Genomic DNA, 18786 nt, shown 5'->3' on the forward strand with positions numbered 1-18786 from the left:
CAATCTTATTTGAAACTCTGCAAGAAGTATAGACTATCACTTTTAAAATTATCATAACATTTAAAAGATGAAAGAGCCAAATGACCCCCGCCCATTTAAAAATAAAGTCTCTTTGATGACCATCTTTTCTGTTGTCTTTTGATTTATTTTAAATTCTACTAATTTGATAGAACAAAAGTATATTAAAAAAGTAAAAGCAAAAATTTTAGTTGTTTTTTTTTGTAAAAAAATGTTAATTCGTTCATTCTGAATGTTTCAAATCACTAACAATAAGACAGTTAATGCTTGTGCTTACTTTGTGTAATGTGTAGGAATTTTTCTAATCAGATCGTATTGAATTAGAAATTAGTACTCTTTGTAAACCTGTTTAGAACTAAAAAAGAGCTCGTAATGGTCTTAATATGGATTTGATAATGCCGCAAAGACGCTAAGTCGCTAAGTTTTTTTTCTTTTTGGTGTTAGGCTTTTTTCTTCTGTTGGAAGTAGCAGATCTTATATTTTTACAACAAAGTTTTTTAAGTCTTATTTCCTCGTTTCTCGCTTTTATAGTCTTGCAAAGACGCGAAGTCGCTAAGTTTTTCTTTTTATTTTTTGGCTTTTTGCTTGTGTTGGAAGTAGCAGATCATATACTTTTTCAACAAAGCTTTTTAAGTCTTATTTCTTCGCTTCTCACTTTTATAGTCTCGCAAAGACGCGAAGTCGCTAAGTTTTTCTTTTTATTTTTTAGCTTTTTGCTTGTGTTGGAAGTAGCAGATCTTATACTTTTTCAACAAAGCTTTTTAAGTCTTATTTCTTCGCTTCTCACTTTTATAGTCTCGCAAAGACGCGAAGTCGCTAAGTTTTTCTTTTTATTTTTTGGCTTTTGCTTGTGTTTTCCTTTTTCTCACAGTGGGTTTCTTGAAATGACACAGGATTTGAAAGTTTCGTTCTAATTTTCATTAAAACTTTGCGACTTCGCGACTCTGTGAGATTTCCACTCACTTTACATCAAAAAAAAACAGCTGCAAGTTTATACCTGCAACTGTTTTAAAAAAAAACAAACTAAAAACTAACTAAAGAAGAACCAAATCTTCTTCTGTCTTTTTTATACTATTAACTTCCTTATTAGAATTTTTTTTTTCTTTGATGGCAGCCTGAGCAGCCGCCAGACGAGCAATTGGCACTCGGAATGGTGAACAACTCACATAATTCATTCCTACCAAATGACAAAACTCTATTGAAGATGGTTCGCCACCATGTTCGCCACAAATTCCAATTTTTAGGTCAGGACGTGTTGCCAAACCTTTTTCTGCTGCGATTTTAATAAGCTGCCCTACTCCATTTTGATCTAAAACCTGAAAAGGATCGTTTTTCAGAATGCCGTTTTCCAAATAAAACGGAAGGAATTTCCCCGCATCATCGCGTGAATATCCAAAAGTCATCTGTGTTAGGTCATTAGTTCCAAAAGAGAAAAACTCTGCTGATTCTGCAATTCTGTCCGCAACAAGTGCGGCGCGTGGCACTTCGATCATGGTTCCCACTGAATAAGCAATAGAGTCTCCTTTTTCAAGGAAAACTTTCTCTGCAGTTTCCGTTACGATTTGCTTTTGCATTTGCATTTCGGCAAGTGTTCCGGTTAGGGGAATCATAATTTCAGGAAGCGCTTTAATTCCTGCTTTTTTCAGATTTATTGCAGCTTCTAAAATAGCTCTTGTCTGCATTTCGGAGATTTCCGGATAGGTGTTTCCTAAACGGCATCCACGGTGTCCTAACATTGGATTGAACTCGTGCATCGAGGCAATTTTATCTTGAACGGATTTAACAGAAATACGCATTTCTTCTGCCATTTCTTTTTGGTTCTCCAATTCGTGAGGAACAAATTCATGCAAAGGCGGATCCAGTAATCGAATCGTTACCGGAAGTCCGTTCATGGCTTCAAAAATACCTTCTAAATCCTTGCGTTGCATCGGCAATAGTTTTGTCAGTGCTTTACGACGACCGGCTTCATCTTCTGCAAGAATCATTTCTCGCATGGCCATGATTTTGTCCTCTTCAAAAAACATATGCTCGGTTCTGCACAATCCGATCCCTTGCGCTCCAAAACGACGCGCAACTTCTGCGTCTTTTGGGGTATCGGCATTGGTTCTGACCTTCATGGTAGCGTATTTGTCCGCCATTTCCATCAAGGTATCAAAATCATCGCTTAGCACTGCAGCAGTAGTTTCGATTTTGCCTTTGTATATTTTACCGGTTGAACCATTTAATGAAATCCAGTCTCCTTCTTTCAGTACCAGATCCCCAATTGATACCGTTCTGTTTTTATAGTCGATCTGAAGACGCTCTGCTCCTGACACGCAACATTTCCCCATACCTCGCGCCACAACGGCTGCGTGTGAAGTCATACCACCACGTGCCGTCAATATACCCTGAGCGGCTACCATTCCTTTCAGGTCTTCAGGTGAGGTTTCAATACGGACCAAAATAACAGCGCGATTCTCCTCTGCCCCTAGTTCTGCATCATCTGCAAAAAACACAATTTGTCCGGTTGCTGCACCTGGTGATGCCGGCAATCCTTGTGCTACCAATGCGGCTTGATTTAAACTTTTTGGATCAAAAACAGGATGTAAAAGTTCATCAAGTTTGTTAGGGTCCACTCTTAATACTGCTGCTTCTTCGTCTAAGAGACCCTCCTTGTGCATGTCAATAGCAATGCGTACCATTGCTGCACCGGTGCGTTTTGCATTTCTCGTTTGCAGCATCCAAAGTTTACCTTCCTGAATCGTAAACTCGATATCCTGCATGTCTTTATAATGAAGCTCTAATTTTTTTTGTATATCGATTAATTCCTGAAAAATACTCGGCATTGTTTCTTCAAGCGATGGAAATTTTTCAGCACGAACTTCTTCCGTAATAGCTGCAACACTTGCCCATCTTCTGGAACCTTCAAGCGTAATTTGCTGAGGCGTACGAATACCGGCCACAACATCTTCTCCTTGTGCATTTATAAGATATTCTCCATTAAAAAGATTCTCACCTGTACTCGAGTCACGTGTAAAAGCAACTCCTGTAGCTGAACTTTCACCCATATTACCAAATACCATGGCTTGTATGTTCACGGCTGTACCCCAATCGTCCGGAATATGATTCAATCGACGGTAATATACCGCACGTTCATTGGTCCAACTGTCAAATACGGCTATAACCGCTCCCCAAAGTTGTTCCCAAGGATCTGTCGGGAAATCGGTAGCAGTAAATTGTTTTACGGCGTTTTTAAATAAAGAAACCATCTCTTTGAAATGATCTGCAGTAAATTCGCTATCTAATTTTACCCCTTTTTCGTGTTTTAATTGATCAATAATTTCTTCGAAAGGGTCTTCGTCTTCCTTGCTCTTTGGTTTCATACCCATGACTACCTCGCTGTACATTTGAATGAATCTTCGATAAGAATCCCATACAAAACGTGGATTTCCGGTTTTTTCGATCAATCCATCAACCACTTTGTCATTTAGACCTAAATTCAGAATCGTATCCATCATACCGGGCATAGAAGCACGGGAACCGGAACGCACCGAAACCAAACAAGGATTTAGATTGTCTCCAAATTTACTGCCCATTTGATCCTCAATCTGTAGCATTGCGGCATGGACTTCTTGTTTGATCTTCGCCAAAACGGCTACTTTACCTTCACTGTTGTATAATTTGCACATTTCTGTGGTAATGGTAAAACCGGGAGGAACTGGCATTCCGATAAGATTCATTTCGCATAGGTTGGCCCCCTTTCCACCCAGCAAGTCTTTCATTGACGCATCACCTTGGGCTTTTTTACTGCCAAAAGTGAATACCGTCTTTTGTAAATTAGTCATAATTTTTGTTGTTTGTTTAAGTAGTTATTTGCGATTATCGCATTACGAAATCGATGTAGTAAAATAAATAAAAAATTATTTTATAAAAAAATTTAATTTACTATAAAGATTAATTTTACTAAAATCTCGTGATTTAAGCCTAAATTTTGGGATAACCGTTTTTTTCTTTGGACTTAACTTGACACTAACTCATTCTCAGTAAATTCAGGATAAAATGATGTAAAATTGGTTTTAGACAGGGGCAATAAACGAGGAAAACCGTTTAGACAGAAACAGGTTATTTCGCAATAATTTAACAAATAAACTCTATTTGTATTATTTTTAAGAACCTAAAAGGTGTTCGAAGTAACCATCAAGATACTTAGTGGAATTAGAAAAGATTTTTATTACAGCTGTTTTTCTATATTTGGTATATCTAAACCGATAGAAGTACAAAATTCATCGATTACGATTAAAAAAACCTGCCGATTCAAAACTTGGAATAGCCCCTAATTTAAAGCAATGAAAAAAAATGCGATCCTAATACTTCTACTCTCTTTTTTTACTTTTTCTTCCTGCAAGAAAGACCAAAAGACAGAAAAAGTAAAAACAGCTGATACTATTCGAAAAGAAGATATCGAAAAGGAAACTTCCGATAAGACCGCTACTTTATTTACCTTAAGCAATCAAGACAGCACGGAAGTTGTTAAAATCTCTGCCAGCGAAATCAGTTCTGATAATCCTTTTTTCCTGGTTGGGGAGAAAAATGTACTTACCGTTTCGAGATATGCAAAAAATGGTAAAAGTTTACAATTCGTTCAAAAAGAGACTTTGCTTTCAGATGAATTTTATTATGTCAATATTGACGAGCACCACTTCTTGCGAAAAAAGATTCAAAACGAAGACTATTTTCTGTTTGCTGTAATGGAGTCTTCACAAGGCAATGGAGATCGCGAGATAATTTTAAATTTTATTATGTTAAATGTAACTAATCTGAAATCCTATACCTTAAAATATGTCGGACAGGCTACTTTAAGATCTGATGAGGGTATTGATGGTGCGTTTTTAAAAAATGAAAATTTAGAAGCCAATGCTACAATAAAAAAAGAATTGTATCAGTTTGCGAATAAAAGTAAGTGGGTTTACAATCCGACCGAAGAAGAAAAAGACATCAATTATTATAAAAACTTTGAACAAAAATGGCAATTAGACAACAATGCCAATACTGAATCTTCATTTCCGAATTCTGTAAAAAGTACGTACTACTCCGAAAATCTATTTCAGTTTAATGGCAATTACGACAAAGATCAGGTCATTGAAAATGATCATTTTAAAATTGTTACTTACTTCCGTCATAACATTATAGGATACGATAAAACTAAAAAATTATACTTCCCGATTATTGCAGAATCGTGTGCTACAGGGTGTGACAAGAAAATCGAATTTGTATCGGAAAATGAAATAGAAATAACCTACGAAATTGCATCACAGAAGGCCGACACTCTGGACCTGAATACGATTCGGTTTACAAATAATGATTAAACTCTTGCTCTTTTTTATCGACAACAAGCAAGTGATTGGACAAAAGAAAAACGAGTATTTTTTTTGACTTTTCTATTCCAATAGTAGTATTCAAATGCGCTACTATACTGGAAACTACTTTGCCGTTTATGTTCTTTAAAAAAGGAAATAATTCGATTTGATCCAAATAAACGGAAGGTCGCTCCAAGTTAGGATGCAGTAACGCTTCTTTTAGGACTATGCTGTCTTTGCTAATGGCATAAACCGTTTTAAACGTTGCATGTGGAGAAACTACAATTTCCTCATTCCAAAAACGGTACAGAATAAAATCTACCGGAATGGGTTCTTGTTTTTTTTCAAAAAGTATACCATTTGTATTAAATTCTTTTTCCAATTTGAGTGTAAAATCCGTTTCATTTTTCGAAACATCGAGTTGAAAATTAGTTCTTTTTGTCCAGAACTCCGTTTTTTCGTGGCTAGTCCATGCATTGCGGTAGTAATCAGCTGTCCAATGCGCATGACTTACTACTGATTCTATCAATTTTTCTTCGTAGAAATCCTTTGGGTGTGGCGAATCCGGATCTTTTAGGTAAGTATTTATTGCAATAGCTACTTGCAAAGAAAAACGCATGGCCTTTTCTACCCCGGTTGAAGACAAAGGGTCTAAGGTAAAAGCAGCTTCCCCGATTTTAATAAATCCGTTGTTCCAAGGGTTTTGATTCACAAACGAAGTAACGGAACAGGTTTCTATAGCCTCACCTCTGATTTCGTTTACAAATGGAGAGAATAATTTTGTTTTGCGTATGACCTCCAAAAGATGGGATTCACTATTCTTTTTTAGGGCAATCGGATCCGTAAAAGTCATAATCCGATAGCGATTTCCACAAACGGGTGATCCCCATAACCAACCCTCTTCAATAGCTTCAATAAGTGCCTCGTTGCAGGCTGAGTTCGTTTCTATGTGGGTCCAAACGGCGACCGCTGAAGGAGCAATTGGCATTCTTTCTTTTAAAAGCGTTCCTTTACGCCCCCTTGCATCCAGTACTATTTTGGAACTAATTTTAATTTCATCCAAACCTGCTGTTATTTCTAATAGCCAACTGTTCTCAGAATTTAGGGCTTGTTTTAATTTTCCGGGTTGTATTATATGTAATCCTTTGGAAAGCGTGAATTCAAGCAAATCCTGATCCAGTTTACTTCGATCTACAATTATTCCACCCTTACTTTGTGCGGGACGATTGTAAACCTGTTCTTTGTTTTCCCAAATGACCTTGGCAGCACAATTTTCTAAATACGCTGGATCTTCCAGTAGGTGTTTTGCATTCAGATATTCGAAAATATTCCGAATCCCCGGAGAAAGCGACTCGCCTATTTGTGGTCTTGGAAATTGTTCTTGTTCGAGCATACCAACGGTATATCCCATCTCTAATAAACGGATCGCTGCACACAATCCGGCAGGACCTGCGCCAAGAATAAACACGTCGAAAATTTCAGGTAACCGTTTCATTTTTCTATTAATTAATTTAAGTTGTTAGTTCTTTTATGTTTGAAATTATAAGGCCTAGACCTCATTTCTGGATTATAACACTATAAATTTCTGGTTAAAATTAAAATATTGGCAAAGTATCATTTCGAATAGCCTCCTCCTGAAGCACAATGTCATTAAATTAAAGATTATCAAAAAAGTCTCACGCAGATTTTAGCAGATTGAAAAAGAAAATCCGCAAAATCTGCCGAATCTGCGTGAAAAAAACTCTTAACTTAATGACATTGAACTGAAGCAAGAGGCAAATTAATCCTTTTGTGTTTTCGTCAGATAGATTCAACTAATTCAAAAAGGTTACTTAAAAGCCACTTGAATTAAGTATTCCAATTAGGTTTTAATCTCGATAGTCTTTCATTGGCTTGTATGGTGTAAAATAACCACGATCTGATATAATCACAAGCCGGTCTTCCTTTTTCAATTACTTCGTGATGACATCCGCCGCCACAGAGGTAACGGGCCCAACATTGTGAACAGGGATCCTGTGTATTTACATGTCGGGAGGCCAACCAATTGTTTTGTAAATCCGGTTGTATGCCCTGATTTAAATCGCCCATTTTGCCAACCTCTTCATTCACAAAACGATGACAGGCAAATAAATCTTCGTCTGCAGACACGCCCATATAACCCGCCCCCGCACCGCAGGGATAAGGTCTGTGTGTTCCTTTTGAAATTTCTTTCAAGGCATTTACCATATTTAAAAAAGGATAGCGTTTTCCTGCCAATACATTTTTCTCGAAATTAAGTCCACAGGCAATCATCCCTTCTAACATGACCGCCAGCTGTTCTTTGTTCATTTCGTTCTGACCATTACTGGATCTTAACAAAGGAGAAAAACCTACGCCATGAAAACCCATCTGAACAAACTCATCCAAAACAGCCGGAAGGTTTGTGTTTTCGGGTGTTACGGTTACTCTTGCCGATACTTGCATTTTTTTCTGCAGTCTCAATAAGGGCTGAATGTTTTTCAAGATGGTGTTATAACTTCCTTTACCGCCCTTCATTGGGCGATTGCGATCATGATCCTCTCCTATTCCGTCCAAACTAATAGTCACCGAAAAACCATATTCTTCAAAAAAAACAGCATCACTTTCTGTGACCAATGTTCCATTTGTGGTAATCGAATAGCTGAGTTGTATGTCTTTTTTCTTTGCCATTGTTTCGGCATAAACAGTCGCTTCTCTAATCGCCTGTCTGTTAATCAGAGGTTCTCCTCCCAGAAAGGTTAGCTGTGCTTTTCCTCCTTCGGGACATTCTTTTAGTAACAGATCTATGGCTTTAAAAGCCGTTTCCAAAGACATATTTTTTGTAGGGCCTCCAAAATCACCCTGATCCGCATAACAATACGTACATCCCATATTACATTTCTGCGCTATTGCCAATGACAAAGCATGTAATCTCGGACTTTGCAAAGGCTCGTCTGTGATATATTCCGGAGCGTCGAGCCCTAAACGAATCAGTTCGTTTTGCAAGCCTTTTTCGTTCTTTTCGTCCATCAAAAAAGCTATTTTTTGCTCTACTTCCTCAGAAATAGTATAAAGCCGGCTTCCGTTTGGAATAAAAATCTGAGTCGATTGTCCTCCTTTTACCAAATGTGCCGTCGCAGAACGTGGTCTGGATTGCGGAACGATCAGCTGTGCCAATTTGGTTGCAATGGCCCCATTCATTCCCACATTAACGGATCTTTCTGTTGCCCCCGTCATTACTTTTTGGTTGATTTAGGTTTTACTGGCTCACTTTGTATCGCATCTTTTCCGGCTATGATAAAATTGAGTTCTCCTTGCCAGTTTTCAAAAAGATCCTGATACGAAATCAATCTTGAATTTACCCAATCATCCGGAATATAAGATCCGGTTCGTTTTTTAGACATCCATAAATCTCCGGTACTTAAACCATTTTCATCCGGAACAATATTTACGAAATCAGGTCTACTGGCAGCCCAATAATAGCAGGAACATTCACGATAATCATTTTGCCATGGCGCACAAAGTCCTTGTGTCAATTCTCCGGGTTTTATAATGGTATCTGAAAATGCGGCACTATTGCCATCAAATATCGTATTAACAACTAGGGTAACTGCAATATATTTTTCGGGATTATTTAATTCCTTTAAATCTACTACTACTTCCTGTGTTGACTCTTCTGCTGTGAAATGACATACCACTTCTTGTCCTTGCTTTTGTAAAACATGAACCATCGAGTTCGACCATTCCATAAACGAAACTCCATTTGGATTGGCATCTGTTTTTAAAGGTACATTGTCTCCATCGGGGAATAAAGGTCCAAAAGTCTGCACCATGGTAGGTTGGCCTTCTATAGCAACCAAACGGTGTTTTACTAAATTTTTGAATTTATCCTCGGTGGCCTCTAGTACGTAGTTATTGTTTTCGATAAGGACAATTCCGTTAAAGGCTCTTCTCCAAAGATTTCTGAAATCAAATTCCAGTCCCGGGAAACAATTCGAAATGGCCGTTCTTGGCAAAACAGCAATAGGGTTTCCTGTTCCTCTGTAGTGCAATTGCGCTGTTAAATTGTTGGCTTTAAATGCTGAACCATAACTTACAGGCAATGTATCCGGATTGATATCCTTGAACATCGAAGTACTTGCTGCCTTAATAATCATATTGATTTGTCGGTAGGTAAAAGTAAGTGACCTACCATCGGCACCACGCATTAAAGCAGGCATTTTTCGGAGTGCTTTACTGGACAAATCGCCAATTTCTGTCGGTTTTCGCAATAAATCACCAAACCAGGGTGATGCACCGGAACTTAATCCGTTGAACACTCTTTCGTGTAAAAGTTGTAAAGCAAGATTGTCTACCAGAGAGGTTGCCATAATAGGTTCGAAGAAACGTCCAAAATCATTGGTGTTCTGGCGTACCATGGTACTGGCAACATTTTGTTTTCCTTCGTAACTATTGCCATTCATGATAGCGGTATTCATCAAACGAATGGTTTCAAAAGCCCGGCGAATAATCTCTTCGGCTTCTTCTATCGTTACTTCTCCTTCTATATCTGTACTCAATATAATTTGTTCGAGCTCATCTGACACTACACGAATCGGCAGCGTATCAGGAGCAAAAGAAGGAGGTCCGGCACTAATATGTGCTTTGGCGGTTAGGGTCTTTTCACTTGAAACTTTTAGTTTAACGGTTACAAAACCATCACATTCATCATCAATATAACCCCAGCTTACCTGCCAGCTTTCCCCTTCCTTATCGGTATACGAATAACCTGCAAAAATTTGCGCCGGATTAGTGTAAAGTACATTAGTTATACTGCCTTCTTGGTAACCACGCCATTTGCCTTTTCCTTCGCTGATATCATACAGTATTTGGTCGTCACTTGTGAAAGTCGGATCTTTTTCTATGTCTTTAGGTCCGTTACCTGTTTTTCTATATCTGTCGGAACCGTACACTTTTCCTGCTGCCGGTGTATAGCGCAACCTTATTTCGGGAAACTCTGGAGTTGGTTTTATATATTGAATAGAACCTAACGGCAGTCTTTTGCTGGCCAGGAAATTGGCGCAGTCCGCTAATAATGGTTTGGCTTCGTGTGTGGTAATGTTGTTGATTTTTGCGAACATTTTATCATTTACATCCCCCGTTCTTCTGAAAATTTTAATGTTGGCCACATCTACATCCCAACTAATGTCTGTCAAACTCAATCCGGCTTCAGCAAGCAAGGCTTCTGTGAGCGGTACTAATTCATCCGGCTTTTGATCTGTTATGGCAAACACTTCCAAAAAAGGAGAAACGGGATGTATTTTTCCATTTCTGTCCGCCAGAGTTTTAACGTCTTTAAATTTTATATGCGTTGGATTATATGATTTTAGCTCTCCTGAAACGGGATCTACGGTCAAAGTCGTTTCGGGAGTAATTTCTCTGTAATCTAGTGGCTTTTCTTTTGATAATTGAAGATCATATGCCGCCATTGGTTCCTCTGATTCTCCTAATCTGCCAATTGCGATCGGCGGAAGAATTCTTAATTCTATAATTTTCATATCGTAGTATTTTAAATTATTAAATGGATTGAATTAATTTGAAACTTCTTCAGTTAAGTCTACAATGACTTGTAGTAGCTTTTGATCGGCTTCCTGTAATCCATTCAAATATTGAATATGAGGTTGATTTTGAAAGTGTTTTAGCTTTACGATAATATTCTGAGAAGCCTCGAGAAGATCTCTGTGCATTCTCCAGCGGTTGTGCTCTCCAAAAGGCAAATCAAAGGTATAAGGAAGTGTAAAAGGCGGTCCTCCCATTACATCGCCATCTTTAGCGATTGGGGTCTGAACCAAAATAGTTGCCAAACTTCTTAAATTATACATTTCTCCAAATGCCGAATTGATGATCATACCACGAGGCGAAAAGCTTCCAGAATTGTTATAACCATTATCCAATAAAAAACTATGATTTAAGTAGTTAAGCAATAAACGATACCGAAGATCACTCAAATCGGACCAAAGAATGGCTTCAGGATCTGTAATAGCATTGCTATCCACTTTTTTAGGTGAAGTACCGGACTCTGTTGTGTGTACTTTTGAACCCACGTAAGGATTGGTTGCCACATTGCGGGAAGGCTCGAAAGTGTTATTGGTTTCTTCTAAAATTGTTTTGTATTCTTTGTAAATGTACAAGAATCGTTCGAAATGGGATGGTGTTGTTTCTTCTTTTGTATCCATACCTTCTCCTTGTTCAGCTATTTCTGCCAACGCATTATAAGCATCATCACGAGATAATAAGGGCGCTACCAACACATCCGGGCTTTTGGTGTAGATTCCTTTTCCATCAGTTCCTCGGTCTCCTCCGGTATAGCCACGGCCCCACTCATCAAACTTCGCCTGACAGTTGTAGGTTCCGGGTTGAAAAGTCTCATCGGATATTACTTTTGGATCTTTAATTAATTGCAGTAAAACTATAAATAAAGCACCTACAGTATGCGGATCTTTGACAGTCGCGTCTACAGAAGCTACAATTTCGGCTGCCAACGGATCATCACTTTCCAGCCATTCGCAAGGAGCTTCGGCGTAGACGTATTTGGCCAGTGAACTAAGGGAAAATTTTTCTAAAGTAAAAGGAAAAGGATAAAACGGGCTGTCCCAAGGATAACTTTCTCTTCCAAAATTTAAGGGAGCTCCTATCACTTTCAAAACATTTTGTACGGAGATAAAATGCCCCATTTCTTCTTTAGCAATACCTAAAATTATGTTTTGCCACGTATGCACTTTTTCCTGATACTTTTCCGGAATTTGCTTTCCGCCCATGCTATAAGCCGCATACAGGTATTGCAACATAAGTCCTTGTTCAATTTCAGCATCGATCTGAAGCAACATGGTGATATAATCTTTTCCGGTAAACTGAGAAGGTACCTCAAAAGGTTTTGCGTTTTTCAGATGATCACAACCACTCATAGCAGCAGCAGCTGAATACATACCTTTTGCAGTAGTCGATTTTGGTTTATTCTTTTGGGCCCATTCTAATATTGGGGCAATAAAATGGTCTCTTTTCTGATTGTAATTCATAATACGTTGTTTAGTTAAATTTCTATTTAATCTTTGTACTATAAGATGGTATCAAATCAATTCATTTGATAGGTTACTTTTTTTTGAACAGCCATACTTTTTAGAATTTCTAAAAAAATGCTTGAAAAGCGGAAGAAAGTGTGATTTTTAAAGGCAATAAAGCCCCACAGCGTCTTGATGACAAGACACTGTAGCGTTTTATTTTTAAAGTTTTTTATTCTTTATGATACGGGCATCCGGCAGCGGCCGCAGCAGCATCTTTTTTACCGGTATTGTAGAATTGATCTATAATTATCTGTCTTTGATCTTCAGGAATATCTTCGATCTTACGCAGTGTATTAACTTGTATGTGTGGCCAGCTTGTTGTGCCTCCGCTGTCTCCAAAAGCAAATTCGAAGAATATAATTTGTTCGTATTGCAATTGTAGAAACTCTTTTCCGTCTTCTTTAACGGTTTCAATCCACAGATTCATTTTCATTTCGACTGTAGATACAAAACGATCCACAAAAGGAACATTTATAATTCCTCCTTGTGCGCCTGTTTTATTTTTGGAAGACATTTGAATCAGGACATGGTTTGTAATCTCTTGTCCTTTATTCGTATCACGAAGTCGCAAATCCGGTCTTACTGAATAAGGATATAACGGATTAGCAAGTATACGTTGCGTATATATTTTGTTTTCTTCGGGATCAGTATCGTGATTCAGTGTTTCAAAAACCCATGGTGGTGGCGGTGCATCAAGATTTATTGGGTCTGATTCGCTTGCGCCGGCTCCTCCCATTGTTCTTGAAATAGCCAGATGATCGTACTTCCAGGCAGCATTGCCTTCCGGAAATTGTGGTGCACCTTTAATTAAAAAGCCATTATCCCCTTGAGCAAGATCTCCTAATAAAGTTATCGTACTACCGTGTGGAATTACCCCACTTCTAGAAATAGAATAATCAGGTATAAAATACGGACCAGTTTGACCGGCTCCGGGTTTAAGTTCTTTAGCTGCCAAGATTGCATAATAATGTCTTCCGTTTAAGTTTGCTAATGTTACGTATTCTTTTACTCCCTTATCGTTTAAAACTAAAAATAAGGTTTCGTCCGGGTAACCATCAGGATATAGATCTTTATTTGGATTCGTTTCTGCTACAGGAAGCAAACCACGGTCTTCTTTAATGGTTTTCTCGGTGGCAGCATAATTAAACACGTCACTAAGCCATAAATACATACCGTTTTCTTCGTGAATTGGCGTGTATTTTAAAGCAGCGCTTTCTTTTTCAGTACTGACACTTTTGACACTTTGCTCGTATTTTACAGCTCCGCAAAATTGTTCATTGGCACCACCACGGTTACGAACTCCTCCCGGAACCAAATCGAATGTTAGTTTTTCGATATACTGTTGGCAATCAAAACTATATTTCCCTGGAATAGTTCCGGAATTTGTACCCGGCGAAGGCATAATAGTCGTATGTACTCCACTTCCTATTAATCTGTCTACTGTTGGATTAGTAGCTTTATTATTGTAGCTCACCCAAGTGCCTTGTAAAGCTGCCAAAACTCCGTAGTCTACATCGTCTACAATTTTTTGAAGGTTGTGCTCGTAAAAAGGTCTAAGCGCGTCGTCGATTTCGAGTTTTGTATATCCCTTCATCAACTTCTCTAATATGTTATTATTGGCTCCTGGATCTGCTCCCAGTTCATTTTCCTGCGCACTGAAACTTGCGATTTTTTGAGATTCTTGCATCTCGTCTCCGAGATCGTTACGTTTTAACATAATATTGGTTTTAAAGTTAATAATTTGCGTAGTTAAGGGGCTTAGTTGTTTTGTCTTAAAATCAAACTGTTGTCATAGTAATCCAGCAAATTGTTGTTTCAAGACCTGATGCTTATAATAGATTGATTCTGATTCTTTTTTTATTTCTTTCCATGTTAGATTTAATTGAATAACCTACTGATTTACTTGTTTAAATGAAACGAATAATAAATATTTTAAATAGTTATTAAACAAATAACTACCGTAGATTACCTCAATAAAAACTAAACCATTTAACTTCTAAAAAAAAAAGCACTGCATGTAGTTGACTTTAAAATTTTATATCACAATGTAATGCCGCTTTTTTAGAAATTTATTCCTACAATAGTAAAGCATAATTTTAAAAAACGACCAAGTAGTTTTACTGGTTTTTCGTACAATGCGGTTAATTAGATTCATTCTAAATCTGCGAAATACAGTACGTTAAATCGGTCGATACCCCCTGTCATTGCTGCTATCAACGTCACTAATGACAAAATAAATTGTTTGTGCTGTGGGGTCTCAATTCTGATTCATTAAGTGAAAGTCTACTTAATGAACTACTGCTGCAATTATTTCTAGTTATTATCTAAATCATTTTTGAAAAAAAACAAACTATTTTACCTATATATTATGTGGGCAAAAAAGAGCTTCTTTTTCCTATTTTTTTCGAAGAAAATACTCCTTTCAACGACTATTTTTGTCATTCAAAGACAAAAGATTTACAATTAAAATAAACGTGTTAATTTCAATGTGAAAATCCATATTTTAGACCTGTAAAATAGCAAGCTTACCCATAACCAAGTCACTTTCACCTAATAACCTTAATCAAAACCAGAAGAACTGCAAATTTTAAGAGTTTCACAATAATAGCTTTAGAAATTAGGACCAGCGAAAAAATAATATACAGCCTTTTTAACTAGTGCGATTAAAGTCTTTTAAGCTTTAATTCCGAGGTCTTCCGTACCTAATTCTTACTTATCCGCAGATTTTTTAAGCTATAATTCCAGTAGCACTTTCAAAGGCTACTTAATGATCCTTTTCAAAAGCATTTATAAAGAAATCAACACGTTCAAAAATAAAAACGACAGTCCTTCGTGAACCTTTAAGATTCGCTGAAAGAGTGCGCTACATAAAAAATCAAATCAATTACAGTTTTTAACTACCTGATATCCAAATAGGGAAACAGCTAAAAGATAAATTATGAAACCATAACCCACCCAATTTACAATCCCGTACAAATTAAACCCCGTATATAATCAAAATCATGGAAATGGAAAAACTCGACATTAACCGGAGCTGCTGGTTCAGAGCAGCCGTACTTAGTGCTAAAGACGGAATATTGTCTATAACCAGTTTAGCAATTGGTGTTGCTGCTGCCAGTATAACCCGCGAACCGGTTTTACTCGCATCCGTAGCAGGTTTAACAGCCGGAGCGCTTTCGATGGCGGCAGGAGAATACGTATTTGTAAGTTCTCAATCTGATATCGAAACTGCTGATCTCAAAAAAGAGAATGAAGAAATCAACAAGATGCCGGAAGAAAAACTTAATAAATTGACGCGTATTTTTATCCAGAAAGGAATAAATACAGAACTGGCAAAAGAGGTTGTCGCAGAGCTGTCGTCTCCAACTACCTATGATACTGAAACCAGAGATGAGTTAGAAACAGATGAAATTAAACAAGTCAATCCACTCATGTCGGCTTTTGCAGCGGCGATGTCTTTTATGGTTGGTGGACTCCTACCCCTACTCGTGGTTATTCTGGCACCTATAAAAGAAATGGTACTCTGTCAATACACCTGCTCTATCCTTTTTTTGATATTATCCGGCGTACTGGCCGCAAAAGCAAGCGGATCGAACATATTTATAGCAGCGCTCCGGCTCAGTATCTGGAGTACTTTTGTCATGGGGATATCAGCTCTTGTCGGATATGTTTTGGGCAATTAACCTTCATCGAAACTAATCAAACTAAATACAGTCAAACTTAAAGAAAGCCTATGATTCCTTTTCTACTTAAAAGCTACACAAATTAATGCTCCTCATCCAGAAATAACAACCAATTCTTTTCCCGAAGATTTTTTCTTGATTTTGGCGCAATAAATTTAAAAGATTCTTTGAATGAGTTTTTGGTGTTTAAAAAAACATGCAGCAAAATTGTCATCAGACAGCCTGAAACAATTATTACGAGTCTTTCATTAAAAGGGAAATCGGTATCATCTGCATTAAACACCACATAAAGACAGCTCGTTAAAAATGGCACAAATGCCAGAAAATGCAACGAATATCTAAACAATTTCGTCTGCCACAAAATACCAAACTCTAATTTTTGATTCTCATATTCCAGCGTCCTAAGATCAATATCATGGAGAAAGCTTGACATTTCTTCAGACGAGAGAATTACCTGCAAATCATCATCGATTTCCTTAAATGTAGTATAACAAATTTTCAGCGGGTACTCGGAGTAATCACGATCCCTGTTTTTTAGTTCTATTGCATTCAATTCAATTAGAACTTTTTCAATACATTTCTTCACTGCCATTAGTTCAATGACGGCTTTTTTTTCAGTATTAAAATCAATACCATCAAATTGAATTCTGTGATTGTTACCGTTAAAAATAAGATCCAGGTCCTTTATTTTAGTGCAAATAAAGTCTCTGTCGGCATCATCATATCCACGGTAACTGTGACCTGAGTACAAATCTTTATCAAAATAATTGGGTTTAATATTTAGCGCGGCATTGTTTACTAAATTTTTGTGTCGTTTTAAAAAACTGTAAAGACTCAATTTAGTTTTATCCAATGACATAGCGCGACAGTTATTAATTGTAAGAATTTTACAAAGCATATTACATCAATAGAATTCAACTCTCTATTTAACAGTATAATACACTACGCTAAGATACAAAAAAATCAAAAAAAAATAAAATTTGACACGCTTTCTGTCCTAACAAATCCCTGACCAGCTGCAATTAAAAGGCTTTCAAAAAAGCAACAGACTTAAAGATAATCAGTAAGTATTACTAGTCCTACAAATAACAATTTTAAAGTCCTATATTACATTAATAACTAGTATTTTAAAGGAGTTTACGGCGCCAAACTATGACATCTTACAAAAACTTTAATGAAACAATGTTGCATTTATAAATAAGTATTTTATATTTGCAGTAATCTTGTAGTAGTAAAACCGGATTCACAGAATGAAAAAGAAATTAAAATTTATTAATCTTCTAATGCCATTGATAGTATTGTTTGCAATACTATTTCCGGTTGTCCATTCTTACGAACATATTCACAGTCACAATCTCAGTGCAGAAAAAAAGGTTCAACAATACACTACCAACAAAAGTGATTTTAAGGCACACAACTACACCAGCGAAGAATGTCAAATATGCCATTTCAAGTTTAGTCCGGTTGCTAATTTTTCCTATGTCCATTTTGAATTCTATAAAAGTATAAACAATACGCCTTATGTTTACTTTTATTTCAAAACGTACTCCAATTACTTTAAAGGGGCTTTATTTGCGCTTCGTGCACCTCCGACAATTTAAAAAAGTAATCATTTCTATTTCGAAAGGATCACTGCAATTTTCTGTTTTAAATACAATCAGTAGCACTACCATTATTATTTATTGAAGTTTAAGTCATTTTAAGAGAACTTTTTCTTTTACCATTTCTTAGATACTGGCCAGAATTCATTGTCTTATGGACTTGAGTTAAACCAACGTATTTCTAATTTATTGAATACTAAATAAGTACTGCTGTCAAGAAACTACATCCCCTCTTTTTTGGGTTATTGAGTGTTTCATTTGTATTTAAAAACAATTAGCGTCAAAACCTAATTCAGAAATTCTGTATATCTCCTTTTCGAAGTCCGGCCAGAACAACTTAAATCAATTACAACGGATTGATTTTCGGGATTATTCCCTGCCAATGATTTACTGCTACTCTCAAAAAAACATGCTTTTTATAGTATAATCTTTCTTGATTATGCTATGCCAATTTGCAAAAGACTGTCATAGTTCTTTAGGAAATGGCTGTGCTATTTTAATGATTTTCGGGAACCCCTTTTCCAATTCGTATACCAAATAAAAACCTATGAATAAACTTAAAATCAAATCAGACAAAATGAAAAAAAACAGAATCTTAGTCGCCCTTTTAATCGGTGCTTCCGCTTTAACGTCTTGTAGCAGTGACAAAAACGAAATTGACACGGAATATCCGGTAGTTGATATTTCGGCTTCCACTGCATTTCCGAAACAATGCAGTGAAGTAAAACGTGGGGAGCTATTTACTTTCAAAGCAAAATTTTCGGACAATGCTAATCTCGGCTCTTATAGTCTGGACATTCACCACAATTTTGATCATCATTCGCATAGTACAGAAGTCAATACCTGTGTAGTTGATCCGATCAAAAAACCGGTGAATCCAATGTTATACATCAACATCACTCCTATTCCTGAAGGACAAAAAAGCCACGAAGCAACAAAACAAATCTTTATCCCGGCCGATGTCGATCCGGGTGATTATCACTTTATGATTCGTTTGACTGATAAAGAGGGATGGCAAACCATTAAAGGACTAAGTATTAAAATTATATAA

At 37.0% G+C, this 18786-nt stretch carries 11 protein-coding genes; 4 read left to right on the forward strand and 7 right to left on the reverse strand.

The window, feature by feature from the left end:
* Positions 1-1052: 1052 nt before the first annotated feature.
* Positions 1053-3842, reverse strand: coding sequence for a pyruvate, phosphate dikinase (ppdK, locus tag ACHRV3_RS01385; RefSeq protein ID WP_395434239.1), 2790 nt, complete (start codon positions 3840-3842; stop codon positions 1053-1055).
* Positions 3843-4343: 501 nt separating this feature from the next.
* Between ppdK and ACHRV3_RS01390 the strand changes: the two genes are divergently transcribed.
* Positions 4344-5363, forward strand: coding sequence for a hypothetical protein (locus ACHRV3_RS01390; RefSeq protein ID WP_395434240.1), 1020 nt, complete (start codon positions 4344-4346; stop codon positions 5361-5363).
* Here ACHRV3_RS01390 and ACHRV3_RS01395 read toward each other — a convergent pair.
* The 5 genes from ACHRV3_RS01395 to ACHRV3_RS01415 form a co-directional block, all read right to left on the reverse strand.
* Positions 5347-6849 carry an NAD(P)/FAD-dependent oxidoreductase gene (locus ACHRV3_RS01395; RefSeq protein ID WP_395434241.1) on the reverse strand — a complete coding sequence of 501 codons (1503 nt, stop codon included), beginning with the start codon at positions 6847-6849 and terminating at the stop codon, positions 5347-5349. The two genes, ACHRV3_RS01390 and ACHRV3_RS01395, sit on opposite strands and share 17 nt — an antisense overlap.
* A gap of 353 nt (positions 6850-7202) precedes the next feature.
* Positions 7203-8588, reverse strand: a complete 1386-nt coding sequence (locus ACHRV3_RS01400) for a radical SAM protein (RefSeq protein ID WP_395434242.1) — start codon at positions 8586-8588, stop codon at positions 7203-7205.
* Positions 8588-10888: a hypothetical protein gene (locus ACHRV3_RS01405; protein ID WP_395434243.1), complete on the reverse strand. Its 2301-nt coding sequence runs from the start codon at positions 10886-10888 to the stop codon at positions 8588-8590. Before ACHRV3_RS01405 ends, ACHRV3_RS01400 begins: the two co-directional genes overlap by 1 nt.
* A 33-nt stretch (positions 10889-10921) precedes the next feature.
* Positions 10922-12406 carry a ferritin-like protein gene (locus ACHRV3_RS01410; RefSeq protein ID WP_395434244.1) on the reverse strand — a complete coding sequence of 495 codons (1485 nt, stop codon included), beginning with the start codon at positions 12404-12406 and terminating at the stop codon, positions 10922-10924.
* Between the two features lie 214 nt (positions 12407-12620).
* Positions 12621-14168, reverse strand: coding sequence for a peroxidase, FMP-type (locus tag ACHRV3_RS01415; RefSeq protein ID WP_395434245.1), 1548 nt, complete (start codon positions 14166-14168; stop codon positions 12621-12623).
* A 1291-nt stretch (positions 14169-15459) separates the two neighbouring features.
* On the opposite strand from ACHRV3_RS01415, the gene ACHRV3_RS01420 reads away from it, so the two are divergent.
* Positions 15460-16134, forward strand: a complete 675-nt coding sequence (locus ACHRV3_RS01420) for a VIT family protein (RefSeq protein WP_395425603.1) — start codon at positions 15460-15462, stop codon at positions 16132-16134.
* An 82-nt stretch (positions 16135-16216) separates the two neighbouring features.
* Here the strand turns inward: ACHRV3_RS01420 and ACHRV3_RS01425 are convergent, their stop codons facing one another.
* A complete protein-coding gene (locus ACHRV3_RS01425; RefSeq protein ID WP_395434246.1) occupies positions 16217-16993 on the reverse strand; it encodes a hypothetical protein in 777 nt (258 codons plus the stop codon).
* Between the two features lie 391 nt (positions 16994-17384).
* Between ACHRV3_RS01425 and ACHRV3_RS01430 the strand changes: the two genes are divergently transcribed.
* On the forward strand, positions 17385-17735 hold the full coding sequence (locus tag ACHRV3_RS01430) for a hypothetical protein (RefSeq protein WP_395434247.1): 351 nt from the start codon (positions 17385-17387) through the stop codon (positions 17733-17735).
* 547 nt (positions 17736-18282) lie between these two features.
* A complete protein-coding gene (locus ACHRV3_RS01435) occupies positions 18283-18786 on the forward strand; it encodes a DUF4625 domain-containing protein (RefSeq protein ID WP_395434248.1) in 504 nt (167 codons plus the stop codon).

Origin of the sequence: Flavobacterium sp. FlaQc-49, assembly GCF_044005985.1 — a bacterium.
Classification (GTDB): Bacteria; Bacteroidota; Bacteroidia; order Flavobacteriales; family Flavobacteriaceae; genus Flavobacterium; species Flavobacterium cupriresistens.

Coding starts and splice junctions, on each gene's coding strand:
- ACHRV3_RS01415 (WP_395434245.1), bottom strand. CDS start 14,168: ATGTTAAAACGTAACGATCTCGGAGACGAGATGCAAGAATCTCAAAAA.
- ACHRV3_RS01400 (WP_395434242.1), bottom strand. CDS start 8,588: ATGACGGGGGCAACAGAAAGATCCGTTAATGTGGGAATGAATGGGGCC.
- ACHRV3_RS01405 (WP_395434243.1), bottom strand. CDS start 10,888: ATGAAAATTATAGAATTAAGAATTCTTCCGCCGATCGCAATTGGCAGA.
- ACHRV3_RS01390 (WP_395434240.1), top strand. CDS start 4,344: ATGAAAAAAAATGCGATCCTAATACTTCTACTCTCTTTTTTTACTTTT.
- ACHRV3_RS01395 (WP_395434241.1), bottom strand. CDS start 6,849: ATGAAACGGTTACCTGAAATTTTCGACGTGTTTATTCTTGGCGCAGGT.
- ACHRV3_RS01430 (WP_395434247.1), top strand. CDS start 17,385: ATGAAAAAGAAATTAAAATTTATTAATCTTCTAATGCCATTGATAGTA.
- ACHRV3_RS01435 (WP_395434248.1), top strand. CDS start 18,283: ATGAATAAACTTAAAATCAAATCAGACAAAATGAAAAAAAACAGAATC.
- ppdK (WP_395434239.1), bottom strand. CDS start 3,842: ATGACTAATTTACAAAAGACGGTATTCACTTTTGGCAGTAAAAAAGCC.
- ACHRV3_RS01425 (WP_395434246.1), bottom strand. CDS start 16,993: ATGTCATTGGATAAAACTAAATTGAGTCTTTACAGTTTTTTAAAACGA.
- ACHRV3_RS01410 (WP_395434244.1), bottom strand. CDS start 12,406: ATGAATTACAATCAGAAAAGAGACCATTTTATTGCCCCAATATTAGAA.
- ACHRV3_RS01420 (WP_395425603.1), top strand. CDS start 15,460: ATGGAAAAACTCGACATTAACCGGAGCTGCTGGTTCAGAGCAGCCGTA.